At 63.6% G+C, this 23,084-nt stretch carries 21 protein-coding genes; 10 read left to right on the forward strand and 11 right to left on the reverse strand.

Features of this window, described 5'->3' with window-relative positions:
- Nucleotides 1–636, forward strand: a complete 636-nt coding sequence (locus P1U48_RS14215) for a ChrR family anti-sigma-E factor (RefSeq protein WP_301069794.1) — start codon at nt 1–3, stop codon at nt 634–636.
- A gap of 67 nt (nt 637–703) precedes the next feature.
- On the opposite strand, the gene P1U48_RS14220 is transcribed toward P1U48_RS14215, so the two are convergent.
- The 3 genes from P1U48_RS14220 to P1U48_RS14230 form a co-directional block, all read right to left on the reverse strand.
- Entirely contained in the window at nt 704–1,486 is a 783-nt protein-coding gene (locus tag P1U48_RS14220) for an SDR family oxidoreductase (protein ID WP_301069796.1), read from the reverse strand.
- A gap of 139 nt (nt 1,487–1,625) precedes the next feature.
- Nucleotides 1,626–2,936 (reverse strand): acyl-CoA dehydrogenase family protein, encoded by a 1,311-nt coding sequence (locus P1U48_RS14225; RefSeq protein WP_301069797.1) that lies wholly within the window; start codon nt 2,934–2,936, stop codon nt 1,626–1,628.
- 36 nt (nt 2,937–2,972) lie between these two features.
- Nucleotides 2,973–3,746, reverse strand: a complete 774-nt coding sequence (locus P1U48_RS14230) for a VOC family protein (protein WP_301069799.1) — start codon at nt 3,744–3,746, stop codon at nt 2,973–2,975.
- A 577-nt stretch (nt 3,747–4,323) separates the two neighbouring features.
- Between P1U48_RS14230 and P1U48_RS14235 the strand changes: the two genes are divergently transcribed.
- Both P1U48_RS14235 and P1U48_RS14240 read left to right on the forward strand, forming a co-directional pair.
- Nucleotides 4,324–4,947 carry an enoyl-CoA hydratase-related protein gene (locus P1U48_RS14235; RefSeq protein WP_301069801.1) on the forward strand — a complete coding sequence of 208 codons (624 nt, stop codon included), beginning with the start codon at nt 4,324–4,326 and terminating at the stop codon, nt 4,945–4,947.
- A 62-nt stretch (nt 4,948–5,009) separates the two neighbouring features.
- Nucleotides 5,010–6,032, forward strand: coding sequence for a phosphotransferase family protein (locus P1U48_RS14240; RefSeq protein WP_301069803.1), 1,023 nt, complete (start codon nt 5,010–5,012; stop codon nt 6,030–6,032).
- Between the two features lie 73 nt (nt 6,033–6,105).
- Here P1U48_RS14240 and P1U48_RS14245 read toward each other — a convergent pair whose 3' ends face one another.
- A complete protein-coding gene (locus P1U48_RS14245) occupies nt 6,106–6,813 on the reverse strand; it encodes a TetR/AcrR family transcriptional regulator (protein ID WP_301069804.1) in 708 nt (235 codons plus the stop codon).
- A gap of 253 nt (nt 6,814–7,066) precedes the next feature.
- Between P1U48_RS14245 and P1U48_RS14250 the strand changes: the two genes are divergently transcribed.
- Nucleotides 7,067–10,402 carry a carboxyl transferase domain-containing protein gene (locus P1U48_RS14250; RefSeq protein ID WP_301069806.1) on the forward strand — a complete coding sequence of 1,112 codons (3,336 nt, stop codon included), beginning with the start codon at nt 7,067–7,069 and terminating at the stop codon, nt 10,400–10,402.
- Nucleotides 10,403–10,578: 176 nt separating this feature from the next.
- Here the strand turns inward: P1U48_RS14250 and P1U48_RS14255 are convergent, their stop codons facing one another.
- From P1U48_RS14255 to P1U48_RS14280, 6 genes are all read right to left on the reverse strand, one after another.
- On the reverse strand, nt 10,579–11,493 hold the full coding sequence (locus P1U48_RS14255; protein ID WP_301069808.1) for an SMP-30/gluconolactonase/LRE family protein: 915 nt from the start codon (nt 11,491–11,493) through the stop codon (nt 10,579–10,581).
- A 30-nt stretch (nt 11,494–11,523) separates the two neighbouring features.
- Nucleotides 11,524–11,748: a hypothetical protein gene (locus P1U48_RS14260; RefSeq protein ID WP_301069810.1), complete on the reverse strand. Its 225-nt coding sequence runs from the start codon at nt 11,746–11,748 to the stop codon at nt 11,524–11,526.
- Nucleotides 11,749–11,854: 106 nt separating this feature from the next.
- Nucleotides 11,855–13,084 carry an acyl-CoA dehydrogenase family protein gene (locus P1U48_RS14265; RefSeq protein ID WP_301069811.1) on the reverse strand — a complete coding sequence of 410 codons (1,230 nt, stop codon included), beginning with the start codon at nt 13,082–13,084 and terminating at the stop codon, nt 11,855–11,857.
- Between the two features lie 10 nt (nt 13,085–13,094).
- The gene (locus P1U48_RS14270; protein ID WP_301069813.1) at nt 13,095–14,210 is read right to left on the reverse strand and encodes an acyl-CoA dehydrogenase family protein; all 1,116 of its coding nucleotides are present in this window, start codon (nt 14,208–14,210) and stop codon (nt 13,095–13,097) included.
- A 9-nt stretch (nt 14,211–14,219) separates the two neighbouring features.
- Nucleotides 14,220–15,818 carry an acyl-CoA synthetase gene (locus P1U48_RS14275; RefSeq protein WP_301069815.1) on the reverse strand — a complete coding sequence of 533 codons (1,599 nt, stop codon included), beginning with the start codon at nt 15,816–15,818 and terminating at the stop codon, nt 14,220–14,222.
- 38 nt (nt 15,819–15,856) lie between these two features.
- Nucleotides 15,857–16,588: a GntR family transcriptional regulator gene (locus P1U48_RS14280; protein ID WP_301069816.1), complete on the reverse strand. Its 732-nt coding sequence runs from the start codon at nt 16,586–16,588 to the stop codon at nt 15,857–15,859.
- A gap of 156 nt (nt 16,589–16,744) precedes the next feature.
- Between P1U48_RS14280 and P1U48_RS14285 the strand changes: the two genes are divergently transcribed.
- The 6 genes from P1U48_RS14285 to tcuB all read left to right on the forward strand — a co-directional run bounded on the left by P1U48_RS14285 (nt 16,745) and on the right by tcuB (nt 22,660).
- Entirely contained in the window at nt 16,745–17,671 is a 927-nt protein-coding gene (locus tag P1U48_RS14285) for an SDR family NAD(P)-dependent oxidoreductase (protein WP_301069817.1), read from the forward strand.
- A 4-nt stretch (nt 17,672–17,675) separates the two neighbouring features.
- On the forward strand, nt 17,676–18,554 hold the full coding sequence (locus P1U48_RS14290) for a MaoC/PaaZ C-terminal domain-containing protein (RefSeq protein ID WP_301069819.1): 879 nt from the start codon (nt 17,676–17,678) through the stop codon (nt 18,552–18,554).
- Between the two features lie 10 nt (nt 18,555–18,564).
- Complete coding sequence (locus P1U48_RS14295; RefSeq protein ID WP_301069821.1) at nt 18,565–18,972, forward strand: OB-fold domain-containing protein; 408 nt, start codon at nt 18,565–18,567, stop codon at nt 18,970–18,972.
- Nucleotide 18,973: 1 nt separating this feature from the next.
- On the forward strand, nt 18,974–20,113 hold the full coding sequence (locus tag P1U48_RS14300) for a thiolase (RefSeq protein WP_301069822.1): 1,140 nt from the start codon (nt 18,974–18,976) through the stop codon (nt 20,111–20,113).
- 89 nt (nt 20,114–20,202) lie between these two features.
- Nucleotides 20,203–21,594, forward strand: coding sequence for an FAD-dependent tricarballylate dehydrogenase TcuA (gene tcuA, locus P1U48_RS14305; RefSeq protein WP_301069824.1), 1,392 nt, complete (start codon nt 20,203–20,205; stop codon nt 21,592–21,594).
- Nucleotides 21,584–22,660 (forward strand): tricarballylate utilization 4Fe-4S protein TcuB, encoded by a 1,077-nt coding sequence (gene tcuB / locus P1U48_RS14310; protein ID WP_301069826.1) that lies wholly within the window; start codon nt 21,584–21,586, stop codon nt 22,658–22,660. The genes tcuA and tcuB overlap by 11 nt, the downstream gene beginning before the upstream one ends.
- On the opposite strand, the gene P1U48_RS14315 is transcribed toward tcuB, so the two are convergent.
- Nucleotides 22,661–22,987: a metalloregulator ArsR/SmtB family transcription factor gene (locus tag P1U48_RS14315; RefSeq protein ID WP_301069843.1), complete on the reverse strand. Its 327-nt coding sequence runs from the start codon at nt 22,985–22,987 to the stop codon at nt 22,661–22,663.
- Nucleotides 22,988–23,084: the final 97 nt, after the last annotated feature.

Raw genomic sequence — 23,084 nt, forward strand, 5'->3', positions numbered from 1 at the left:
ATGACCGCGATCACCCATCACGTCCCTGATGCCCTGCTGGCCGCCTATGCCACCGGCAATCTGCCAGAGGCCTACGCCCTGGTCGTGGCAGCCCATATCTCGCTGTGCCTTGAATGCCGCGCCGCCTATGAGGCGCATCAGGTTGGCGGCGGGGCGGTTCTGGAAACGGTCGGGGCCGAGGCCGTTTCCGAGGACCTGAAATCCAATGTTCTGGATTTGCTCGATGCCCCTTACAGGCCGCAACCGACTTACCCGCGCGCGGGTGTCTATCCCGGCCCGGTGATGGAAGCGCTGAAGGGCAAGCCGCCAAGCTGGAAATCGGTCGGGCTGGGCGTGCGGCAAAGCATCCTGTCGTCAGGGCGCGACGGCTCGGTTCGGTTGCTCTATATTCCGCCGGGGCAGGCGATGCCGGATCACAGCCACAATGGGCTTGAGCTGACATTGGTTCTGCAGGGCAGTTTCAGCGACAGCACCGGCCAGTTTGGCGTCGGCGACCTTGAGGTCGCCGATCATGACTTGGAGCATACGCCAACCGCCGATCCCGGCGCGCCCTGTATCTGCCTTGCCGCCACCGATGCACCGCTGCGATTCAGGTCTCTGGTCCCGCGCCTGCTGCAGCCTTTGTTTCGCATTTGATGCCCTGCGCCACGCCCGGTTTGTCGGGCCTGGGAGTCAGTGCCAGCGGCATGATCGGAAAACCGGCTCAGGTTTGACCGGTTTTCTGCGGTGAGTATTTTCGGTTCAGCTTGCGCATGCCGCCGATCCACCGATCATAATCGCTGGTCTTCCGGCGCATGTAGTCCAACACTTCCGGATGCGGCAGGACCAGAAAGGTCTCGGCCTCGATCGCCTTCAGGCAGGCCTCGGCGACCGGTTCGGGTTCCATCATGCCATCGACCGATGCGACGCCGCCTTCCTTGCCCTTGGTCATGTTGGTGCGCACCGCCTGCGGGCAGAGCACCGAGACCTTGATGCCGTCGTCGCCATAGGTCAGGGCCAGCCATTCGGCGAAACCGACGGCGGCGTGTTTGGTCACCGCATATGGGGCTGAGCCCACCTGGCTGAGCAGACCCGCCGCCGAGGCGGTGTTCAGGAAATAGCCGCCGCCCCGGGCGATCATCCGCGGGACCATGTGACGGGCGGCCCAGATATGCGCCATCACATTCACCTCCCACATCTGCTGCCATTTCTCGTCCGCCACTTCCGGCCCGCCACGGGTCGAGATCCCGGCGTTGCAGCAGAACAGGTCAATCGGGCCGATCCCGGTCTCGACCTCTTCGATCAAGGTACTGATATCGGATTCCGAGGCGACATCGACACGGCGACCGGTGCCGCCGACAACCTGTGCCGTGGCCTTGGCGCCGTCCTCGTCCAGATCGACACAGACGATATGCCCGGCGCCGGCCTCGTGAAACCGCAGGGCCAGGGCACGACCGATGCCTCCGGCGGCGCCGGTGACGACCACGATCTTGTCTTTCAAATCCATCGGGAGTCCTTTCTTTCAGGCCAGTCCGGCCCACAGCCTGCGTCCAAGGCGATGGCCGAAGCCATCGCCTTTCGCATGTCCTTTGAGATGTCGCGCCAGACCGCAATCCAGCCGACCTGATTGGACATTGGTGTCCGGCTCACGGCCCTTCAAAAATTGCGCCGCCGCCGGTCTCTTCGCGGGCTTTGGCCTGGCGCTCGTTCGAGCTTTCAAAGGCCTGCCGTTCAGCGCGGGCGATGACATGGTGGTGCACCTCGTCCGGACCATCGGCAAAGCGCAGGGTGCGCTGTTTCATATACATCGCCGATAGCGGCGACCATTGGCTGAGGCCGGTGGCGCCATGGACCTGAATCGCGTCGTCGATGATCTTGCCGCATTTCTCGGGCACCATCGCCTTGGCCTTGGACACCCAGATCCGCGCTTCCTTGTTGCCGAGAACATCCATCGCCTTGGCGGCCTTGAGCACCATCAGGCGCATCGCGTCGATCTCGATCCGGCTGCGCGAAATCGTCTCCATGTTCTTGCCAAGGTCGATGATCTTTTTGCCAAACGCCTCGCGGGTGAGACCGCGATGGATCATCAGATCCAGCGCCTTTTCGGCGGCCCCGAGGGAGCGCATGCAATGGTGGATCCGGCCCGGTCCGAGCCGCACCTGGCTGATCTCAAAGCCACGACCTTCGCCCCAGAGGATGTTTTCCTCGGGCACCCGCACGTCCTTGAACCGGATTTGCATATGGCCATGCGGCGCGTCGTCATGGCCGAACACGCTCATCGGGCCGACAATTTCGACACCGGGGGTGTCGATCGGCACCAGGATCTGGCTCTGCTGGCGAAAGGTTTCGGCGTCTGGCGAGGTCTTGACCATCACGATCATGATCTTGCAACGCGGATCACCGGCGCCGGAAATATAGTATTTCTCGCCGTTGATCACCCATTCGCCGTTTTCAAGCACCGCACGGGTGCTGACGTTCTTGGCGTCCGAGGAGGCCACATCCGGTTCGGTCATCGCAAAGGCCGAGCGGATCTTGCCCTCAAGCAGCGGTTTCAGCCACTTTTCCTTTTGTTCCGGGGTGCCGACGCGTTCCAGCACTTCCATATTGCCGGTGTCGGGTGCGGCGCAGTTCATCGATTGCGGGGCCAGGGAATTCTTGCCCAGCTCGGCGGCGATATAGGCGTAATCGAGGTTGGACAGGCCTTCGCCGGTCTCGGCATCGGGCAGAAAGAAATTCCACAGCCCGGCCGCCTTGGCCTTGTCCTTGAGGTCCTCGATGATGTCGAGCTGCCCAGGCGCATATTCAAAGCGCGACGGCTTCTTGGCGTTCAGCGCCTCGTATTGCTTCAGCGCCGGGTCGCAGTTCTCGCGGATATGCTTGACCACCTTGTCCAGCAATGGCCGCGCTTTTTCGGACATCGCCAGGTTGTTCAATTCACTTTGCGGATCTTCGCTCATTCTTCTCTCCTTGGTTGTTCATCGGGCGCGCAGCCCTCAATCGATCAGGTTGAAACGGGTGCCACAGACCATCACCTGATTGCCGGTGACAGGCAGGCCGCGCGCCCGGGCGGCGGCGACAATCCCAGCGGCGTCGCTGGCACGTATATCCAGAGCGCCAAGACCCGGGCCGCGCCCGTCCTTGGCCGCGACAAAGCGTAGGTCGGCGTTTGCCAGTGCGATATGAGGAACACCGTTGCGATCCTCGACCGGAAGGCCAGCCACCGCGGACCAATGCGCGGCGAGCGCCGCCGGGTCGTCAGATTGCAGTTCCGCCGCGCGGATCGCCGACACCCGGTCGGTGTTCACATTATCCTGCCAGCCGCTGCCGCCGACCGGGTTCCAATGGCCCTCGACCTCACCGGTATCGTCCCATTCGACCTCGAAAAACGCGGCGCGCATGTCGCCGGGATGCAATTGCATGATGTGCCAATGGCCGCGGTCGCTGTCATAGGCGACACGGACATCGTTGTCGGCGGCATTCGCGCGCACCGCGTCCTGTTCACCTTTGTCGCGGACCTGGGTGATCACCATATAGCCGCCATCGCCACCGCGCCGATCCAGATAGCGCCCGGCGGCGGTGCCGTCGCGGGTCGGCGAAACCGCCTCAAGGAACTGGGTGCCAAAGGCCATCAGCATATTCTCAAGCCCGAATTTCCCCACGCCGGGGTCAACATGGGCAACCGGCGTGGCAAACACGCCTTCCAGATCCGCCGTCACTGCCTTCAGGTCTTTGGCGACCAGACAGATTTGCCGCAGATAAATTGCCATCTTTCTTACTCCTCAATCTCTGTCACGGTCGCCATCGCGGGGTGTGCGGGCAGGCCAGGCAGACAGAGCCGTCTTCGGCCTTGGGGCTGGCAGCGAAACTCGCGGTACCGGGTCTGTTCAGCCTGCTGCGCCGGGCCACCGTTGTGACCCCAGCCACGGCAGACCACCAATATGCGGGGGGGCGGTCAGAACTCACGGCAGCCACAGTCATGGTTTCTGCATGCTCCGGTGATCGCACTTCAGTGGCAGAGTCGACATCACCCGCCGGCCTCCCCACCGGTTGCGCTGCGATCACGGCCACGAGGTCATGACCTGACAAGTGTCAGTCGTTTCTAGCTGCGAAGCTTGAGCAAGGTCAAGTATGCGCGCGCTTGGCGCCCGACGAAGTCTGCCACGGCACATCTTTCGGTGATTGACCGCGTTGCATTTGCCGAACTAATGTCGGGACTGACGAGTGTCAGGACTGCCGGGGGAAAGGTGCCGTTGACCAGGGGGACGGCCATTCGCACCTTTCGAACCGGCGTGAACACGCGTCAGGCGCAGGAGGAAAACCGTTGACCTACGAGAACAGATCCGCGTGACGACCGATCAGGGCGTCTCCACCATGACATTGAACCGGCCGGACAAGCTCAACGCCTGGACGCCGCAAATGGCCGACGACCTGCGTCGGGCCATCGGTCAGGCGGGAAGCGATCCTGACTGCCGGGTGATCGTGATCACCGGCGCGGGCCGGAGCTTTTGCGCCGGTGCCGATATGGGCGGATTGCAGAACACGGTGGAAACCCGCGTCGCCAGCGTGACGAGCGCGCATGATGCGGACGAGCTCGGCTTTGCCGCCGCATCGGGGGCCGATCCCGAGGCCCATTGTCCCGGCCGCTTTGGCTATATGTTCAGCTGTCCCAAGCCGATTGTCGCGGCGATCAACGGGCCCTGTGCCGGGATCGGCCTGTTGAACAAGGCGCTGCCGGCGGGTGATCTGATGGCCCATGTCACCGAGGTCGCGAAGGCTATGGTAACCAATGCCTCGCCGCGCTCGATGGCGGTGATGGAACGGCAGCTGCGCCTGGCCTCTCATCAATCCTTTGCCGAGTCGCTTGCCATGGCCGATGCCGAAATGCAGGGCAGCTTTGCCGCGCCGGACTTCAAGGAAGGTGTGCAGAGTTTCGTCGAGCGGCGGGCGCCGCAGTTTCCGGGGCTCTGACCATGTGCTCGACCCAAACCGATGACGCGCCGGTCGTGATCGCCCCCTTGCCGCAGCACAGGTTGGACGCAGACGCCCTGGCCAGATGGTTGTCCGCCTATATGCCCGAGGCCGCCACCGGCATGGTTGTGCAGCAGTTTCAGGGCGGCATGTCGAACCCGACCTATCTGCTGAAAATGGAGACCGGTCGGCGCTTTGTGCTGCGCAAGAAGCCGCCCGGCGTGCTGCTGCCCAAGGCGCATGCCGTCGACCGGGAGTTTCGGGTGATGCAGGCGCTTGGCAGCAGTGCCGTGCCGGTCCCGCGGATGGTCGCGTTCTGCAGCGATCCCGAGGTGCTGGGCGCAGAATTCTTTGTCATGGAATATGTCGACGGGCGTATCATCGTCTCGCCCGCAATGCTTCCGGTGCCGCGTCAGGACCGCCAGGCGCTGGCCTATTCACTTATTGATACACTGGCCCGTCTGCATGTGGTCGACTGGCGGGCCGCTGGCCTGGATGGCTATGGCCGGGCCGAGAATTATCTGGCCCGGCAAACCGCGCGCTGGTCCAACCAATATGAGACGGCCAAGGCTGATCTGCCTGCGGATTTCGACTATTCCGATATGGATTGGCTGCGTGACTGGCTGATCGAACAGGATGGCATTGCGGACGAAAGCGCGATTTCGCATGGCGATTACCGGATCGGCAATGTGGTGGTGCATCCGACGGACCCACGGGTGATCGCGGTGCTGGACTGGGAATTATCCACCATCGGCCATCCTCTGGCCGATCTCGCCTATACCTGCCTGCCGTACCATCTGCCGCGCGACCTGCCGGGCACGCATGATCTGGTCGCCGCCGGTCTGCCAACCGAAGAGGCGCTGCTGGCGCGGTATTGCGCCAGCGCCGGGCGTGATGGGATTCCGGACTGGCCGGTGTTCCTGGCCTTTGCCTGTTTCCGCTATGCGGCGATTGTTCAGGGAGTAGCGGCCCGCGCCGCGCGCGGCATTGCCAGCAGCGCCAGCGCCAATGCGGAAGTAGATGGCGCCCGGGCCCGTCGTGTTGCGGCAATCGGGGCAGAGATCGCGCGCCGGGCTGATCGGTAGATCGGGACCATTTGAGGTCTGCCCAAGGCTCGAAAGGGTCCGAACCTGAACCGGGTGATCGCCCGCACGGGACTCAACCAGTGCCCTGATCATTCGGGCGGCGATCTGGTGCGCCTGTGTCTGAGAGCAGTTCACGCACCATCGCCGCCGCGCCGACCGCGACAGTCCGGAGCATGGTTTCCTCGGGAATGTCTTTCAGCAACCAGTCCCGCATTGGCGCGAAGGCAGACAGGAAGATCAGCACATTGGCCAGCACTTCGGTTTCGGCCTGACCGGCGGGGTGACCGGTGCGCTTTTCCAACTCGACCGCCAGGCTCTTGATCAGCGCGAGATCGCGGGCGCGCATGGCACGACGGTCCTCGATCGGCATATGTGGCACGGCGCGATAGACCAGCAGGGTGCTCTTGCGCTTTTTGCGCCAGGTTTCCCGGAAATACTGGGCAAAGGCCTCTTCCAGGGTCAGGGCGGTGTCCTTGAGCACATCCGGCAGGGTCGGCACGTCTTCGCGAAACCAGAGCTGGTTCAACAGCCGCCGCAGGATGTCATTCTTGTTGGCGATATAATCGTAGATGCTGGCCTGATTGACGCCCGAACGGGCGCAGATGTCGCGGATCGTCGTCGCGGAAAATCCCTTTTCCAGAAACAGTTCGAGCGCGGCCTCGCAGATCTGTTCACGCCGCGCCTGAACCAGTTGCTGGTTCTGCACGCTCTTGATCTCGGCTTCTTCAAGAAACTCCGAGCGCTCGCTCGCTGCGGGGCTGTTCGGTTTCGGGTTCGACAAACGCCAGCTCCATGAATTTGGTGTGCAAGGCAAAGCGCGCCACGAATGTCAAACCAGCGCGGAGGTCCCGAGGGTCCGCGCCAGGCCTGAACCTGACGAGCAGCTTGACCATGCCTGGATATCTCAATACCCCTCCTGACATATGTCAGTCAATGCAGCGAAGGGAGGCGCGGCAGCGAATGATCCAGGTCTCATCGACTTCGGTTTCCGATGCCGTCAGCCGCCCTTGATGCCGTAGCACAAGGACGTCCAGATGACCCGGAACCCCACATCGGCGGATAACGACCCCCGACATATCGGCAAATTGTTGATCGCCAACCGGGGTGAGATCGCCCTGCGCATCGCGCGGACGGCCTCCGATATGGGGATCGCGACGGTCGCGGTCTATGCGCCGGATGACCAGCACAGCAAGCACCGCCAATACGTCGATGAGGCGGTGGAGCTGCCCGGGGCCGGGGCCCGCGCCTATCTGAACATCGAGGCGGTGGTCGCCGCCGCGGTTTCCAGCGGCGCTGACGCGGTGCATCCCGGCTATGGCTTCCTTTCTGAGAACCCGGACTTCGCCCGGCGCATCGAAGCCGCCGGACTGATCTTTGTCGGCCCCACATCCGATGCGCTGACGCTGTTCGGGGACAAGCTTTCGGCCAAGGATCTGGCGCGAAAGCTGGAGGTGCCGGTGCTGCCGGGCACCGGTGTGGCGACCGGGCTGGACGCGGCCCAGGCGTTTCGCGACAGCCTGCCGAACGGTGCGCAGATGCTGATCAAGGCGGTTTCCGGCGGCGGTGGCCGTGGCATGCGTGTGGTCAATGCCGGTGATGATCTGGCTGAAGCCTGGGACCGCTGCCGGTCCGAGGCCGAGGCCGCCTTTGGCGATCCGAATGTCTATGTCGAACGCTTTCTGCCGGCCGCGCGGCATATCGAGGTGCAGATCCTCGGCGACGGGCAGGGCCAGTGCATCGCCCTGGGCGAACGCGAATGCACGCTGCAGCGGCGCCACCAAAAGCTGGTCGAAATCGCACCGAGCCCGAACCTGACTGAGGCCCAGCGCAAGACTCTGACCGAGCGGGCGCTGCGCCTGGCCCGACATTCCGATTATCGCTCACTGGGAACCTTTGAGTTCCTGATGTCCGAGGAGGGGCTGGAAGGCGAGGATATCTTCTTTATCGAGGCCAATCCCCGCATCCAGGTGGAACATACGGTCACCGAAGAGGTGTTTGGCCTCGATCTGGTCGAACTCCAGCTCAACATCGCCATGGGCCGCGATCTGCCTGGGCTTGGCCTGTCCAGCGACAGCACACCGGCGCCCAAGGGCTATGCCGTTCAGCTGCGCATCAACATGGAAACGATGGATGCCACGGCGCAGGCGATCCCGACGGGCGGCAAGATCGGCATCTATGAACCGCCAGCGGGTGGTGGCATCCGCGTCGATGGCTTTGCCTATTCCGGCTATACGACATCGGCGCGGTTCGACAGCCTGCTGGCCAAGCTGATCGTGCATTCGCGCTCCGGCGATTACGCCAGCGCCCTGACCAAGGCTGCGCATGGATTGGCCGATTTTCACATCTCCGGGCTGGCCACCAACATCCCCTGGCTGCGCGCGCTGATTGCGCATCCGGATGTGCGCGCCAACCGGATCAGCACCCGGTTCATCGAACAACACGCCGCCGAGCTGGCCGAAGCCGCCGAAACCTTTACCAGCCCTGGACGTGAGCAGGACACCACAGCCGAGGCGACCGGGACCGCGCCCGAAATCGGCCTCCCGACTGGCAGTGAAGCGATCCGCGCGCCAATGCAGGCCACGGTGGTCAGCGTCGCGGTGTCAGAGGGCGATCAGGTCGCACCGGGCCAGCAACTGGCCGTCATCGAGGCGATGAAAATGGAAAACGTCATCGCCGCCGCCAGCGCCGGACGGATCACCGCCGTCGCCGCCGAACCGGGGCAGACCATGGCGGCCGAGGCGTTGCTGTTTGCCATCGAACCGGCCGAGGGCGCCAGCATGGCGACCGCCGAAGAAAAGATCGACCTCGACCTGATCCGCCCCGACCTGCAAGAGGCGCTGGACCGGCGCGCCTTTGACCTTGACGAAAACCGCCCGGACGCGGTGAAGAAACGCCGCGACCGGGGCCAACAGACCGCGCGCGAGAACCTGGCGCAGATCTGCGATCCCGGCTCCTTTGTCGAATACGGCGAATTTGCCGTCGCCGCGCAGATCCAGCGCCGGTCGATCGAGGATCTGGTCGAGAACACCTCGGGCGATGGCATTCTGACCGGGCTCGGCACCGTCAACGGCAACCGCTTTGGCGAGGACGAGTCGCGCTGCGCCTTTGCCATCGGCGATTACATGGTTCTGGCCGGCACCCAGGGTCAACGCCACCACCGCAAGCTGGATCGCATCCTGCATGTGGCGGGCGATTGGAACATCCCGCTGGTGTTCTTTGCCGAAGGCGGCGGTGGCCGACCCGGCGACACCGAACGCTTTACCTATGCCGGTGTCGCCAACCGGACCTTTAGCCAGTTCGCCAGCCTCAGCGGCAAGGTGCCGATGGTCGGCGTCGTCTCGGGCCGCTGTTTTGCCGGCAACGCCGCGCTCCTGGGTTGTTGCGATGTGATCATCGCCGATGAAAGCGCCAACATCGGCATGGCCGGACCGGCGATGATCGAAGGCGGCGGCCTCGGCATCTACCGCCCCGAAGAGATCGGGCCAATCGACGAACAATCAGCCAATGGCGTGGTCGATATCCGGGTCAGGGACGAGGCCGAGGCCTGCGAGATGGTCAAGAAATACCTGTCCTATTTCCAGGGGCCTTTGCGCGACTGGACGGCGCCGGATCCGCGCCGCCTGCGCCATGTCGTGCCGGAAAACCGCCTGCGGGTCTACGAGGTGCGCGACGCGATCGAGGGCATGTCGGATGTCGGCTCGGTCCTGGAACTGCGCCGGGAATTCGGAATCGGGATCGTCACCTCGCTGATCCGGATCGAGGGCAAACCGTTCGGCATCATCGCCAACAACCCCAAGCATCTGGGCGGCGCCATCGACGGGCCTGCCGCTGACAAGGCCAGCCGCTTCATGCAGCTGTGCGATGCCTTTGACATTCCGCTGATATCGCTCTGCGACACGCCCGGCTTCATGGTCGGCCCGGAATATGAACGCACCGGCCTTGTCCGCCATGTCTGCCGGATGTTTGTCACCGGTCGCTCGCTGTCGATGCCGCTGTTCAGCGTGGTTTTGCGCAAATGCTATGGCCTCGGGGCGCAGGGCATGATCGGCGGTGGCACCTATGACAACTTCTTTACCGTGTCCTGGCCGACCGGCGAATTCGGGCCCATGGGCCTCGAAGGGGCGGTGACCCTGGGCTATCGCCGTGAGCTTGAGGCGGTGACCGACCCGGATGAGAAAAAGGCGCTCTATGACAAGCTGGTGGACGGGATGTATCAGCAGGGCAAGGCGATCAAGGTGGCCCAGACCCTGGAAATCGACGCGGTGATCGACCCGGTTGAAACCCGGTCGTGGATTCTGGCCGGGCTGCGATCCGCCGGGCTGCGCCCGACATCACCCGGGGCCAAGCGCCCGATGATCGACACCTGGTAACCCGCGTTCAAAGCGGCAGGCGACCGTCCGACGGGTGCGATAGGCCCGAAGGACGGCCCGGCCTGGGGTGCCGAGGCGAACATGGTGTCCTCAGCGGTGGCCCCGGGGTGAACGCCGCAGCGCCCCGCCTCGGCGAAGACACCCAGGAGATCCTATCCGGCCTTTGATCGCGCCGCTCAGGCGTTGAAATTCAGCTCCAGCCCCGGCGTCGGCCAGCGGCAATGGAACAACGAGCCCTTGCCGGATCCGGTCACCCAGGCGTCGCGCAGATCGGCGCCGCCAAAACAGATGTTGGTGATATAGGGATCGTCCGGGAACTGGATGAATTCCACATCGCCAGTCTTGGGCGACACGATGCTGATCCCGCCGCGCACCAGCGTCGCCACGCACACCCCGCCATCGCCCTGGATCGCCAGACTGTCGAGCATCTGGTAACCGGGCAGGGTGACCAGAAGCCGCCCGGGGACAAAGCCGGTGGGCCGCTCGATCTGACCGGGGCCGGTGATGTCAAACGCCCAGACCCGGGCGGTGCGGGTTTCGGCCACATGCAATTGGCGGCCATCCGGCGACAGGCCGACACCATTCGGGGTCAGCATCGGGCCAAACACCCGGGTGATATACGAGCCATCGGTCTTGGCATAGAAGACCGACCCATGGTGCAGGTAATCGCGCATCGTCTTGCCCAGGTCGGTGAAATAGAACCCGCCCTCGGTATCGAACACGATGTCATTGGGCCCACGCAGCGGGATATCGTTGCAGGACGTATAGAGCGTCTCGACCGCGCCGGTGCTCAGGTTCACCCGCTGGATCGAGCCAGAGGTATATTCATCGGGCGTGCCGATTGGTATGGTGCTGCCCTCACGCTCGCCCCAGACAAAGCCGCCGTTGTTGCAGACATAGACATGCCCGTCCGGCCCGATGGCGGCGCCATTCGGGCCGCCGCCAAGCTCGGCGATCACCTCGACCCGGCCATCGGGATGCACCCGGCTCAGGGTCTGGCGCTGGATTTCGACCAGGATGATGGTTCCATCCCGCATGGCAATCGGGCCTTCGGGAAATTGCAGGCCGGTGGCGACTGTGCTGATGTCCATGTTCTGTCCTCTGGATGGCCTTGGGGCGGTTCAGCCCTGACCGGGATTCGGTTGCTGGAAGGGCGGGGTGAAATTGCTGGGAAAGTTCTCGTGTTCACAGGTCAGCGGCGCGTCCGGTGGAGAGATCTCGTGAACCGGTTTGCGGGCGCGCGTTTCCTCGGCCCAGACGGTTTTGGGATTGGTGTAGAAGGTCCAGAACCAGTGCAGCCCCGCCGCGCGCGCCGCGATTCGGGAAGCCAGTGCCTCTGTGCCCATCCGCTGTCCTCCGCTGTCCAGACGCGGGCGAACCTAACGGCAATCCCGGCGCTGTCCAAGCGCCGGGTGCAGTGTCCATAAATCTGCCAAAGGGCGTTGGCCGGTGCTAGGCCTTGCCAATGTCCTGAAACGCCACGTCCTTGTCGACCCGCACATCGCCGGGCAGGCCAAGCACCCGTTCGGCGATGATATTGCGCAGGATTTCCGAGGTGCCGCCGGCGATCCTCTGGCCTGGCGACGACAGCAGCGATTGCTGAAACGCGCCCTGCGCCGGGGCCATGGCCGGGTCGGAAACGATCCCGCCTGCGCCCATCAGTTCCAGCGCAAACCGTGCCATTTCCTGCTGTTTTATCGCATTCACCAGACGTCCGATCGAGGCACCAGGCCCCGGGGTCTCGCCCCGGCTGAGTGCGGTGATGGCGCGGAATCGGGCGTTCTTGACCCCTTGCGAGCGGGCATACCAATCCGCGACCTTGTCGCGCACCACCGGATCCTCAATCGCCGGTTTGCCGTTCAACGGGAAGTCGCTGACAAAGGCGATCAGGTCCTCGATATCCGGGCGCGGCTCGTCCCCGACGGCCAGCCGTTCGTTCATCAGCGTGGTTAATGCGACGCGCCAGCCATCGCCGACAGCACCGAGCCGCTGGGAATCAGGCACCCGCAGGTCGGTGAAGAACACTTCGTTGAAATTCGACGCCCCTGACATCTGATGGATCGGGCGCACTTCGACGGCGGGATCGTGCATGTCGATAAAGAACATCGTCAGACCCTTGTGCTTGGGCACGGACGGGTCAGTACGGGTCACCAGAATGGCGAAATCGCAGAAATGCGCGCCGGATGTCCAGATTTTCTGTCCGTTGATCACCCAATCGTCGCCATCCCGCACCGCCCTTGTGCGCAACCCGGCCAGATCGGAGCCCGCAGCCGGTTCGGAAAACAGCTGGCACCAGATCTCTTCACCGCGCAGTGCCGGGCCGGTGTAGCGTTCCAGCTGTTCGTCGGTGGCATAGGCGATCATCGTCGGCAGGCACATGCCAAGGCCGATTTCGTACACCCCGCGCGGGGGGGTGTTAAAGCGCGATTCCTCTTGCGCATAGATGACTTCCTGGATGGCACCGCCACCCTGGCCGCCCCATTTTTCCGGCCAGCGAATACCGGCGAACCCGGCCTCGGCCTTTTTCGCCTGCCAGGCCTTGGCGGCCTGCATCGCCGGGGTGCCGGGTTGATAGGGCTCGGCTGGGGTAATCTTGCCACTGCGCGGTTCGCAGTTGGCCTCAAGAAAGGCGCGGGCGCGGGCGCGGTACTCGGCTTCTACCTTGGTGTCTTCAAGATCCATGATGCTCTCCTCAATCTTGCGGGCGGCGCTGCAGCGCCGTGATCAGACGGTCTTTCCAAAAGGCCAGCGGCCCAAGCCCCAGCGCCAGCGCATTGGCGCGGCGGAAATAGAGCTGCGGATCGGCGTCCCAGGTGAAGCCGATGCCGCCATGGGTCTGGATGTTTTCGCTCGAGGCCATCACGAAGGCCTGGATCGACGACACCCGCGCCGTCGCCGCCACCAGAGTCAGGTCACGGTCGCCCGAAACCAGCCGGAGCGCCCCGAGATAAGCGTTGGAGCGCGCCAGTTCGAGCGCCACGAACACATCCGCCAGCTTGTGCTTGATCGCCTGGTTCGAACCGATCGAACGGCCAAAGGCATTGCGTTCCTTGGCATAGGCGGTGGCCATGTCGAGACAGGCCTGGGTGCCGCCGACCTCTTCGAACGCGGTCAGGATCGCCGCCCGGTCGAGCAGCGACAACACATTGTCCCAGGGATCTTCGTTGGATTGCAACAGGCTGGCCGGGGTGGCGTCAAAGTCGATCCGCGCCTGCGGGCGGCTGGCGTCGATGGTGTCAAGCGCTGTGCGACTGACCCCGGGGCCGGACAGATCGACCAGCACCTGAACGATGCGGTCATCGCCATCCCGTGCGATCACCACCGCGATATCGGCGCCGTCGCCATCGGCCACCGGCCATTTGGTGCCGCTCAGCTTGCCGTCGACAAAGCGGGCGCTGATCGCATCTGGCGACAGGGCGCCAACACCTTCGGCCAGGGCAAAGGTGCCCTTCGCCTCGCCGCTGGCGAGTTTCGGCAGCCAGGCCTGTTTCTGCTCTTCCGAGCCGGTCGCCAACAGGGCCTCGGCAGCCAGGTAAGCGGTCGATGAAAACGGCACCGGCGCCAGCGAATAGCCAAGCTCTTCGGCAATGACGCAGAGCGCCTCATAGCCGATGCCATGGCCGCCGTATTCTTCGGGGATTGCGGCGCCGGTCCAACCGAGATCGGAAATGCCTTGCCAAAGCGCGTCGCTCTCTGCGTCGTTGCCTTCCAGCGCCGCGCGCACCTTGGGCAGGCAATTTTGCGCCGCCAGATACTTGCGACCCTGATCGCGAATCTCAAGGGCGATTTCGGAAAATTCAAAATTCATCGGCGGGCCTCAGTTCTTGTGGACGTCCGCCGGTACGGCGGTCGAATGGGTTGCGGTTTTTTTGTCTGGCCAATAGGGCGCACGCAGCACCTTCTTATACAGTTTGCCGTTGTCGCCGCGCGGCATCTCGTCGATGAAATCGACAGAGCGCGGGCATTTTACATGGCTGAGATGGGCGCGGGAAAAGGCGATGATATCGGCGGCAAGCGCCGAATCAGCGGTGACCCCCGGCTTGACCTCGATCACCGCCTTCACCTCTTCGCCGAATTCGTCATTGGGCACCCCGAACACGGCGGCATCGTCGATCTGTGGATGGGTCAACAGCAGCGCCTCGACCTCCTGCGGATAGATATTCACCCCGCCGGACACGATCATGAAACTCTTGCGGTCGGTCAGGAACAAAAACCCGTCTTCGTCCAGATATCCGACATCGCCGATGGTCGACCAGCCGTTGGGATGGCGGGATTCGGCGGTTTTGACCGGGTCATTGTGGTATTCGAACTGAGCACCGCCCTCAAAGAAAATGGTGCCGACCTCTCCGGCGGGCAGATCGCGCCCCTCGGGATCGCAGATATGCACCTTGCCAACCGCCGCGCGGCCCACCGAGCCCGGCTTCTTCAGCCAGTCGGCGCTGGTGATGTTGCATTGGCCGTTGCCTTCCGACCCGGCATAATATTCCTCGATCACCGGGCCCCACCAGTCGATCATTGCCCGTTTCACATCTTGCGGGCAGGGGGCGGCGGCGTGGATCGCACAGCGCAGGGTGGAATGGTCGTATTTGGTCCGCACATCCTCGGGCAGGCGCAGCAACCGGATGAAATGGGTCGGCACCCATTGGCTGTGGGTGACGCGATACGTCTCGATCGCCTTGAGGCAGGCCTCGGGGTCGAATTTCTTCATAATCACGATGCAGCCGCCCAGACGTCCGATTCTGACCGAATAGCCCAGCGGCGCGGCGTGATAGAGCGGCGACGGGTGCAGATAAATCGTGTTCTCATCCAGCCCGTACCTTGTGGCGGTGACCGCCAGCGCCGCAGGCGCCACCCCGAAATCGCCCGAGGGCATCAGTTTGCGCACCCCCTTGGGCTGACCGGTGGTGCCCGAGGAATAGAGCATATCGATGCCTTCGCGCTGATCCGCCATCGGGGTTGCGGGCAGATCGGCAATCGCGGCCTCAAGGCTGACGAAGCCGGGCGCCGCATCGTCAAGCATCAGCCGCGCCGCCGGGCTCATCCCGCTCAGGTTCAGGCGTGCGGCAACGTCCTTGTGACTGGCCGAGGTCAGCAGCAATCCGGCGCCACTGTCGGCAAGGATATGGTCGATCTCCTCAACGCTCAGATGCGTCGGAATCGGGGTCACCCGCAGCCCGGCCCGCACCAGCCCCCAGAACACCGGCAGAAACTCGACGCGGTTTTCCAGCAGCACCGCCGCGTGATCCTCGGGCTTCAGGCCCAGTCCCCGCGCCAGCCGGGCGACCTGGTTGGACAGGGCTTCATATTCAGCAAAGCTGAACTCCCGGCCGGTTTCCGCATCAATGATCGCGGCACGGTCGGGGGTTTTGGCTGCCCAGACCCCGACGTGTAACTCGTCTTCCTTGAAACTCTTCATGATCCCTCCCTGTCACATGTTCCACTTAGTCGGCTGGTTCAGTCGACCTGCGGCGATTCCGGTTCGGCAAAGAGCAAGAACCCGTTCATGCCCGCCAACACCTCCCGGCTGAGTGTCTTATAGGCGGCCTTGGCATCGCCTGACTTCAGTGCATCAATGATTTCCATATGCTTGGACGGGTTCCAAGGCGGCGCGCTCTTGTCATAGGCATGCCAGAGCAGCGGCCCGGAGCGGATCCACAGCCCCTCGATCATCTCGATCAGAACCGGTTTGTGCGACAATGCCGCCAACATAAGATGAAAACGGGTGTTGTCGCGCACCGCTGCGGCGAAATCCTTGGCCTGCACATTCTCGATGATCTGCCCGTTCAGCGCCTCAAGCGCGGCGATATCCGCCGCGGTCACGCGGGCGGCGGCGGCGGCGGCGGCGCGACCTTCCAGCTCGGCCCGAATCTCCCAGATTTCGCGGACTTCGGACTGGGTGAGGGCAGGCACGATCACCGTGCCACGCTCATCCATGCTCAACGCATTGGTCGAGACCAGTCGCACCAGCGCCTCGCGCATCGGGGTCACGGAAATTCCGAACCGGTGCGACATCGGCCGCAGATACAGCGGCTCTCCGGGTTTCAGATGCCCCTCCATCAGCGCCGCGCGCACCGACCGCCAGGCGACATCGGCCAGGTTTTCCTTGACGATCGGCGCGGCCCAGGCGGCGCCGGTTCCGGCGTCAGCCTGAGGCGGTGTTGATGCGGATTCCGGGCGCGTGGGCATCGGGGCGGGTGGTCCTTGACCTTGGGCTTTTCCAGGCCAGCGCTGATCCGTGGCTTGCCGAACAGGTGTTATAACGCATAACGTGTAACTCGAATCTTTGGCGCAATGCAAATCCCAAAATGCGCCAGAGGCAGGATCAATCCGGGAGGAGATAAAATGAGCCAGGATAAAATGCTTGCGGGCAAGGTCGCGATTATCACCGGCGCAGGCCGGGGCATCGGGCGCGATATGGCGCTGACCATGGCGTCGCGCGGGGCGCGGGTGATCGTCAACGATCCCGGCGCGGCGCCGAACGGCGAAGCCGGCTCAGAGGACAACGGCCCGGCCGCCGATGTGGTGCGCGAAATTCGCGCCGCTGGCGGCGAGGCCGAAGCGAATTTCGGCTCTGTCGCAGTGCCCGCCGACGCCAAATCGATGATCGATCAGGCGATGGACACCTGGGGCCAGCTCGATTGTGTGGTCAACAACGCCGGGATCCTGCGCGATGTGATTTTTCACAAGCTCAGCATCGAAGACTGGCATGCGGTCATCGACGTGCATCTGAACGGGTCATTCTATATGGCCCATGCCGCCGCGCCGATTTTCCGCGAAAAACAAAACGGGTGCTTCATCCATTTCACCTCGACCTCCGGCTTGATCGGCAACTTTGGCCAGGCGAACTACTCCGCCGCCAAGCTGGGTATCGTCGGGCTTTCGAAATCCATCGCGCTCGACATGTCGCGCTATAACGTGACCTCGAATTGCATCGCACCCTTTGCGTGGAGCCGCCTGATCGGCACCATCCCGATCAATTCCGATGCCGATGCCAAGCGCATAGAAAAGGCCAAGCAGAGCACCCCGGCCAAGATCGCGCCGCTGGCCGCAGCTTTGGCTTCGGATGCCGGGAAAGAGACGACCGGACAAATTTTCGCGGTGCGGATGAACGAGATCTTCCTGATGTCGCAATCGCGCCCGATCCGATCCGTGCAGATGTCGGATGGTTGGACCCCCGAGGCGGTGGCCGAAACCGCGCTGCCGGCGCTGAAGGGCAGCTATTACAATCTTGATCGGTCGGGTGACGTGTTCACCTGGGACCCGATCTAAGCCGATGGCGATCGATTATGACCGCCTGAAGGCGCGCCAATTCGCGGATGTCGAGCAGGCCTATAGCGCCCGCGACAGCATCCTCTATGCCCTCGGGATCGGCCTGGGCGCCGATCCTCTCGATCCCGGCCAGATCCGGTTTCTGTTCGAGGAAGACGCCGGTTTTGCCACACTGCCGACCCAGTCTGTGGTGATGGCCGGGCCCGGATTCTGGGTGCGGGAACCGGACAGCGGCGTCACCTGGCAGCAGGTGTTGCACGGCGAACAGCGGCTGGCGATCCACGCGCCGCTGCCGCCCGAAGGGGTGGTGATCGGGCGCACCAGGATCGAAGACATCATCGACAAGGGCCCCGGCAAGGGCGCGCTGATCTATGTGACGCGCGAGATTTCGGACAAGGCAACCGGGCAATTGCTGGCCACCTCATCCTCGACCACCTTTGCCCGCGCCGATGGTGGTTTCGGCGGACCGTCGGGACCGGTGAAACCGGTGCATACCCTTCCCGACCGGGCCCCGGACCTGGTGGATAACGTTCAGACCCTGCCACAGGCAGCGCTGATCTATCGCCTGTCCGGCGATCCGAACCCGCTGCATGCCAACCCCGCGGTCGCCGCCAGCGCCGGGTTCAACGCGCCGATCCTGCACGGGCTCTGTTCCTATGGCGTTGCCGGATGGTCGGTCCTGCGCAGCTGCTGTGATGGCGATCCGGCCCGGCTGCGCCGTTTTGATCTGCGATTTTCCAGCCCGGTCTATCCCGGCGAAACCCTGCGCACCGAAATCTGGCGTGACGGCGATCAGGTGTCGTTCCGCACCAGTGTGCCCGCACGCGACACCATCGTCTTGAACAACGGGCTGGCCGTGATCGCCGCCCCTGATCCCGCCTGAGGAGAGCCCCATGACCGACCGTATCCTACCGATTCCAACCCCGGAGACCCGGCATTTCTGGGAGGGCACCCGCATCGGCGAATTGCGCCTGCAACGCTGCATTGCCTGCGACAACACCTATTTCCCGCCGCGCCCGTTCTGCCCGGATTGCGGCTCGCGCGATGTCAGCATCTATGCCGCCTCGGGGCGCGGGGCGTTGCACAGCTATATCATCAACCATATCGGCGCGCCGGGGATGAAACCGCCCTTTGCGGTGGCGATTGTCGAGCTGGAAGAGGGGCCGCGGATGATGGCCAATATCCACGATTGCCCACAAACGCCGGAGGCGTTGGTGCTGGATATGCCGCTTGAGGTCAGCTTTGAAAAAGTGACGGACGAGATCACCCTGCCGCAGTTCAAACCCGCGAAAGGGGCCTGATATGACACCGAATTCCGTGGCCATCGTCGGCGCCGCCGAAACCACCGATCTGGGCAAGATTCCCGATATGGGCCAGATCCAGCTGCATGCCGATGCCGCATTGAACGCGCTCGCCGATTGCGGGCTGACCATCAAGGACATCGACGGCGTCGCCACCGCCGGGCATTCGCCGCAAGAGCTGGCGCATTACCTCGGCATCGTGCCCTCCTGGGTCGATGGCACCTCGGTCGGCGGCTGTTCCTATATGCTCCACGTCCGCCACGCCGTCGCGGCGATCGAGGCGGGGATGTGCACCACCGTGCTGATCACCCACGGTGAAAGTGGGCGCTCGCGCACCGGGTTCCTGTCGCCGGCGATGTTCGCCTCGCAATTTGACGCGCAATTTGAACGTCCCTTTGGCGTTTCGATCCCGCCGACCAGGTTCACCCTGCCGGTGATGCGGATGATGAAGGACACTGGCCTGACCGAGGAACATCTGGCGATGGTTGCGGTGGTGCAGCGCGAATGGGCGGCGTTCCATCCGCGCGCCTCATTCCGCGATCCGATCAGCGTGGATGACGTGCTGAGCTCAAAGATGATCGCCTATCCGTTCCGCAAGCTGATGTGCTGCCTGGTCACCGATGGTGGCGGCGCGCTGATCCTGACCTCTGCCGATCGAGCCAAGGATTTTCCGACCAAGCCGGTCTATATCCGGGGCCTGGGTGAAAGCGTCGAAACCCCGGTGATCAGCCAGATGAAGGACATGACCTCCTCCGCCGCCTTCCGGGTGTCGGGCAAGAAGGCGTTTGAAACCGCCGGGATCAGCCATGCGGATGTCGATCACCTGATGATCTATGACGCCTTCGCGCATTTGCCGATTTATGGGCTGGAAGATCTGGGCTTTGTCGGGCGCGGAGAAGCCGGGCCGTTCATCGCCGAGGGCAACACAAGGCCCGGTGGCAAGCTGCCGATGAACACCAATGGCGGCGGTCTCAGCTATATGCATTCGGGCATGTATGGGATGTATGCGCTGCAAGAAAGCGTGCGCCAGATGCGCGGAATTTCCCCGGCGCAGGTGCCGGATGCCAAGATCTCCTTCTGCCATGGTGTCGGCGGCATGTTCGGCGCCTCAGGCTCAGTGGTGATGACCAACGAGGCCTGACCGGCGCTCGCCCCCATCTACAGAACCCTGGGTAAGGCCACTTGCCCAGGGGTAAGTTGCAGGGCAAAAGGGGCGCGGGAGGATGGCCTGTGACTCTGGACGCGACCGAATGGGATGTGATCGTTGTGGGCGGCGGCAATGCGGCCCTCTGCGCGGCGATCGAGGCGGCTGAGACCGGCGTCTCGGTATTGATGCTGGAGGGCGCACCAAAACCCTATCGCGGCGGCAATTCCCGCCACACCCGCAATTTTCGCTGCATGCACAGCGGGCCGTTGTCGGTGCTGACCGATAGCTATGGCATTGACGAATATTACGATGACCTGCTGCTGGTGACCAAGGGGCGCACCGACGAGGGGCTGGCGCGGCTGGCGATTGCCACCTCTGAGGATTGCCTGCCCTGGATGGAAGCGCATGGCGTCCGGTTTCAGCCCTCGCTGTCCGGCACCTTGTCGCTGTCGCGCACCAATGCCTTCTTCCTCGGTGGCGGCAAGGCGCTGGTGAATGCCTATTACAATTGCGCCACCGATCTGGGTGTCACCGTCGCCTATGAGGCGCAGGTGCGCCATGTCGAGATTTCCGGCAACAGATTCGAATCGGTCGAGGTCGAGATCGGCGGTGAAACGCTGCGAATCCGGGGCAGGGCCGCGGTGCTGGCCTCCGGCGGGTTTCAATCCGACATCGATTGGCTGGCCCGGGCCTGGGGCGAGGCGGCGCGCAATTTCCTGATCCGCGGCACCCCCTATAATCGCGGCGTGGTGCTGAAAGACATGCTCGATCAGGGCGCCGAAAGCGTTGGCGATCCGACCCAATGCCATGCGGTGGCCATCGACGGGCGGGCACCGAAATTCGACGGCGGCATTGTCACCCGGCTGGATTGCGTGCCGTTTTCGGTGGTGGTGAACAAGAACGGCGAACGGTTCTATGACGAGGGCGAGGATGTCTGGCCGAAACGCTATGCGATTTGGGGTCGGCTGGTGGCGGCGCAGCCCGATCAGGTGGGCTATTCCCTGATCGACGCGAAAAGCCGCGATCTGTTCATGCCTTCGGTGTTTCCGCCGATCGAGGCCGGCAGCATCGGCGATCTGGCCGACAAGATGGGCCTGCCAAGGGCCGAGGTCGAGGCGACCGTCGCCGCCTTCAACGCCGCCTGTCGGCCCGGGGATTTCCACCCGACCGAGCTGGACGGGCTGGCCACCGACGGGCTGGAGCCGGCCAAGACCAACTGGGCCAGGCCGCTGGATACGCCCCCCTATTACGGCTATTCACTGCGCCCCGGGGTGACCTTCACCTATCTCGGGCTCAAGGTCGACGACACCGCGCGGGTGACCGGGTCGGGCGGGCTTTATGACAATGTCTGGGCCGCCGGCGAAATCATGGCCGGCTCGATCCTCGGGCAGGGCTATCTGGCCGGGTTCGGGATGACCATCGGTACCGTATTCGGACGCATCGCAGGACGAGAGGCCGCCGCCCATGTCGCTTGACGAATTCCAGAACGCCCCGATCGACGAGGCGCGCCGCCAGCTCGAAATCTGCAACGCCTGCCGCTATTGCGAAGGCTATTGCGCGGTGTTCCCGGCGATGACCCGGCAAAAGCAATTCGCCAGCGGAGATATCACCCAGCTGGCCACCCTCTGTCACAATTGCCGCGGCTGCTATTACGCTTGCCAATACACCGCGCCGCATGAGTTCGATCTGAACCTGCCGCAGGCCCTGGCCGAGGTGCGGGCAGAGAGCTGGCAGGCGCTGGCCTGGCCGATCGGCTTTGCCCGGCTGTTCCAACGCAGTGGGCTGGCTGTGGCATTGGCCTTTGTCGTCGGTTTTGCGCTGCTGTTCTGGCTGGCGCGGGCGTTGCCGAATGGCGGCGGTGAGGGCTTTTATGCCCAGCTGTCCCATAACGCGCTGATGGCGATCTTTCTGCCGGCGTTTTTGCTGCCACTGGTGGCGATCATCGTCGCCCTCAGGCGCTATTGGGCGCTGGTTGGCGGCGGACCGATCCGGGCCCGGCACCTGCTGTCGGCGCTGCATGATGCGGCGCGGATGCGCAATCTGGACGGCGGGCAGGGGCAGGGCTGTAATTTTGAGGTCGAGGACCGGTTTTCCGGTGCGCGCCGGTCCGCGCATCAATTGGTGATGTGGGGCTTTCTTCTTTGTTTTGCAGCAACTTCCGTTGCGACATTGATGCATTACATGATGGGCTGGCACGCGCCCTATGCCCTGCTGACCCCACCCAAGATCCTTGGGGTGCCGGGGGGTATCATGCTGGTGGTCGGCACGATCTGGCTGGCGCGGCTGAAGCGCCGCGCCGATCCGGAGCTGAGCGCGAAATCGGTCGCCAGCGGCGAGATGGGCTTTGTGGCGCTGCTGTTTCTCACCGGGGCCAGCGGGCTGGCGCTCTACGCCGCGCGGAACACGGGTGCAATGCCATTGCTGCTGGCGCTGCATCTGGGCGCGGTGTTCAGCTTTTTCCTGCTGATGCCCTATTCCAAGATGATCCACGGCTTCGTGCGCCTGGCGGCGCTGGCGCGGGATGCACAGGATCGCAGCTGATCATCCGGGCAGGGTGGCTCCGGCTGTTGCGGTTTCGTCTTTCTGACAGAAGAGATCATAGACCACTTCCATGATCCGGCGCGGACGGTCGTCGGCCAGGCTGTAATAGATCGCCTTGCCGTCGCGACGTGTGGTGACCAGCCCTTCCAACCGCAACCGCGACAATTGCTGCGACACCGCCGCCTGCCGGGCCGACAGCAGGTATTCAAGCTCGGTCACCGATTTCTCGCCATTGGCGAGATGGCAAAGGATCATCATCCGCCCCTCATGGCTGATCGCCTTGAGGAAAGCGGAGGCATGGCTGGCATTGTCGACCATGCGGCCCATGTCATCAATACCGGCGTTTTCGGCAAAGACCTGTGGCCGGGTTTGGTCCGCGCCCGAGGTGGCGTCCGGTACGGTGGTCTGGTCATCGACTGTCATA

This window comes from Pseudooceanicola sp. (genome assembly GCF_029213205.1).
In the GTDB taxonomy this organism is placed as follows: Bacteria; Pseudomonadota; Alphaproteobacteria; order Rhodobacterales; family Rhodobacteraceae; genus Pseudooceanicola.

Bases quoted from the DNA above. Each gene is read 5' to 3' on its own strand.
- P1U48_RS14270 (WP_301069813.1), bottom strand. From the start codon at position 14,210: ATGAATTTTGAATTTTCCGAAATCGCCCTTGAGATTCGCGATCAGGGT.
- P1U48_RS14255 (WP_301069808.1), bottom strand. From the start codon at position 11,493: ATGGACATCAGCACAGTCGCCACCGGCCTGCAATTTCCCGAAGGCCCG.
- P1U48_RS14215 (WP_301069794.1), top strand. From the start codon at position 1: ATGACCGCGATCACCCATCACGTCCCTGATGCCCTGCTGGCCGCCTAT.
- P1U48_RS14295 (WP_301069821.1), top strand. From the start codon at position 18,565: ATGACCGACCGTATCCTACCGATTCCAACCCCGGAGACCCGGCATTTC.
- P1U48_RS14250 (WP_301069806.1), top strand. From the start codon at position 7,067: ATGACCCGGAACCCCACATCGGCGGATAACGACCCCCGACATATCGGC.
- P1U48_RS14260 (WP_301069810.1), bottom strand. From the start codon at position 11,748: ATGGGCACAGAGGCACTGGCTTCCCGAATCGCGGCGCGCGCGGCGGGG.
- P1U48_RS14285 (WP_301069817.1), top strand. From the start codon at position 16,745: ATGAGCCAGGATAAAATGCTTGCGGGCAAGGTCGCGATTATCACCGGC.
- P1U48_RS14300 (WP_301069822.1), top strand. From the start codon at position 18,974: ATGACACCGAATTCCGTGGCCATCGTCGGCGCCGCCGAAACCACCGAT.
- P1U48_RS14280 (WP_301069816.1), bottom strand. From the start codon at position 16,588: ATGCCCACGCGCCCGGAATCCGCATCAACACCGCCTCAGGCTGACGCC.
- P1U48_RS14275 (WP_301069815.1), bottom strand. From the start codon at position 15,818: ATGAAGAGTTTCAAGGAAGACGAGTTACACGTCGGGGTCTGGGCAGCC.
- P1U48_RS14220 (WP_301069796.1), bottom strand. From the start codon at position 1,486: ATGGATTTGAAAGACAAGATCGTGGTCGTCACCGGCGCCGCCGGAGGC.
- tcuB (WP_301069826.1), top strand. From the start codon at position 21,584: ATGTCGCTTGACGAATTCCAGAACGCCCCGATCGACGAGGCGCGCCGC.
- P1U48_RS14225 (WP_301069797.1), bottom strand. From the start codon at position 2,936: ATGAGCGAAGATCCGCAAAGTGAATTGAACAACCTGGCGATGTCCGAA.
- P1U48_RS14315 (WP_301069843.1), bottom strand. From the start codon at position 22,987: ATGGGCCGCATGGTCGACAATGCCAGCCATGCCTCCGCTTTCCTCAAG.
- P1U48_RS14230 (WP_301069799.1), bottom strand. From the start codon at position 3,746: ATGGCAATTTATCTGCGGCAAATCTGTCTGGTCGCCAAAGACCTGAAG.
- P1U48_RS14290 (WP_301069819.1), top strand. From the start codon at position 17,676: ATGGCGATCGATTATGACCGCCTGAAGGCGCGCCAATTCGCGGATGTC.
- P1U48_RS14265 (WP_301069811.1), bottom strand. From the start codon at position 13,084: ATGGATCTTGAAGACACCAAGGTAGAAGCCGAGTACCGCGCCCGCGCC.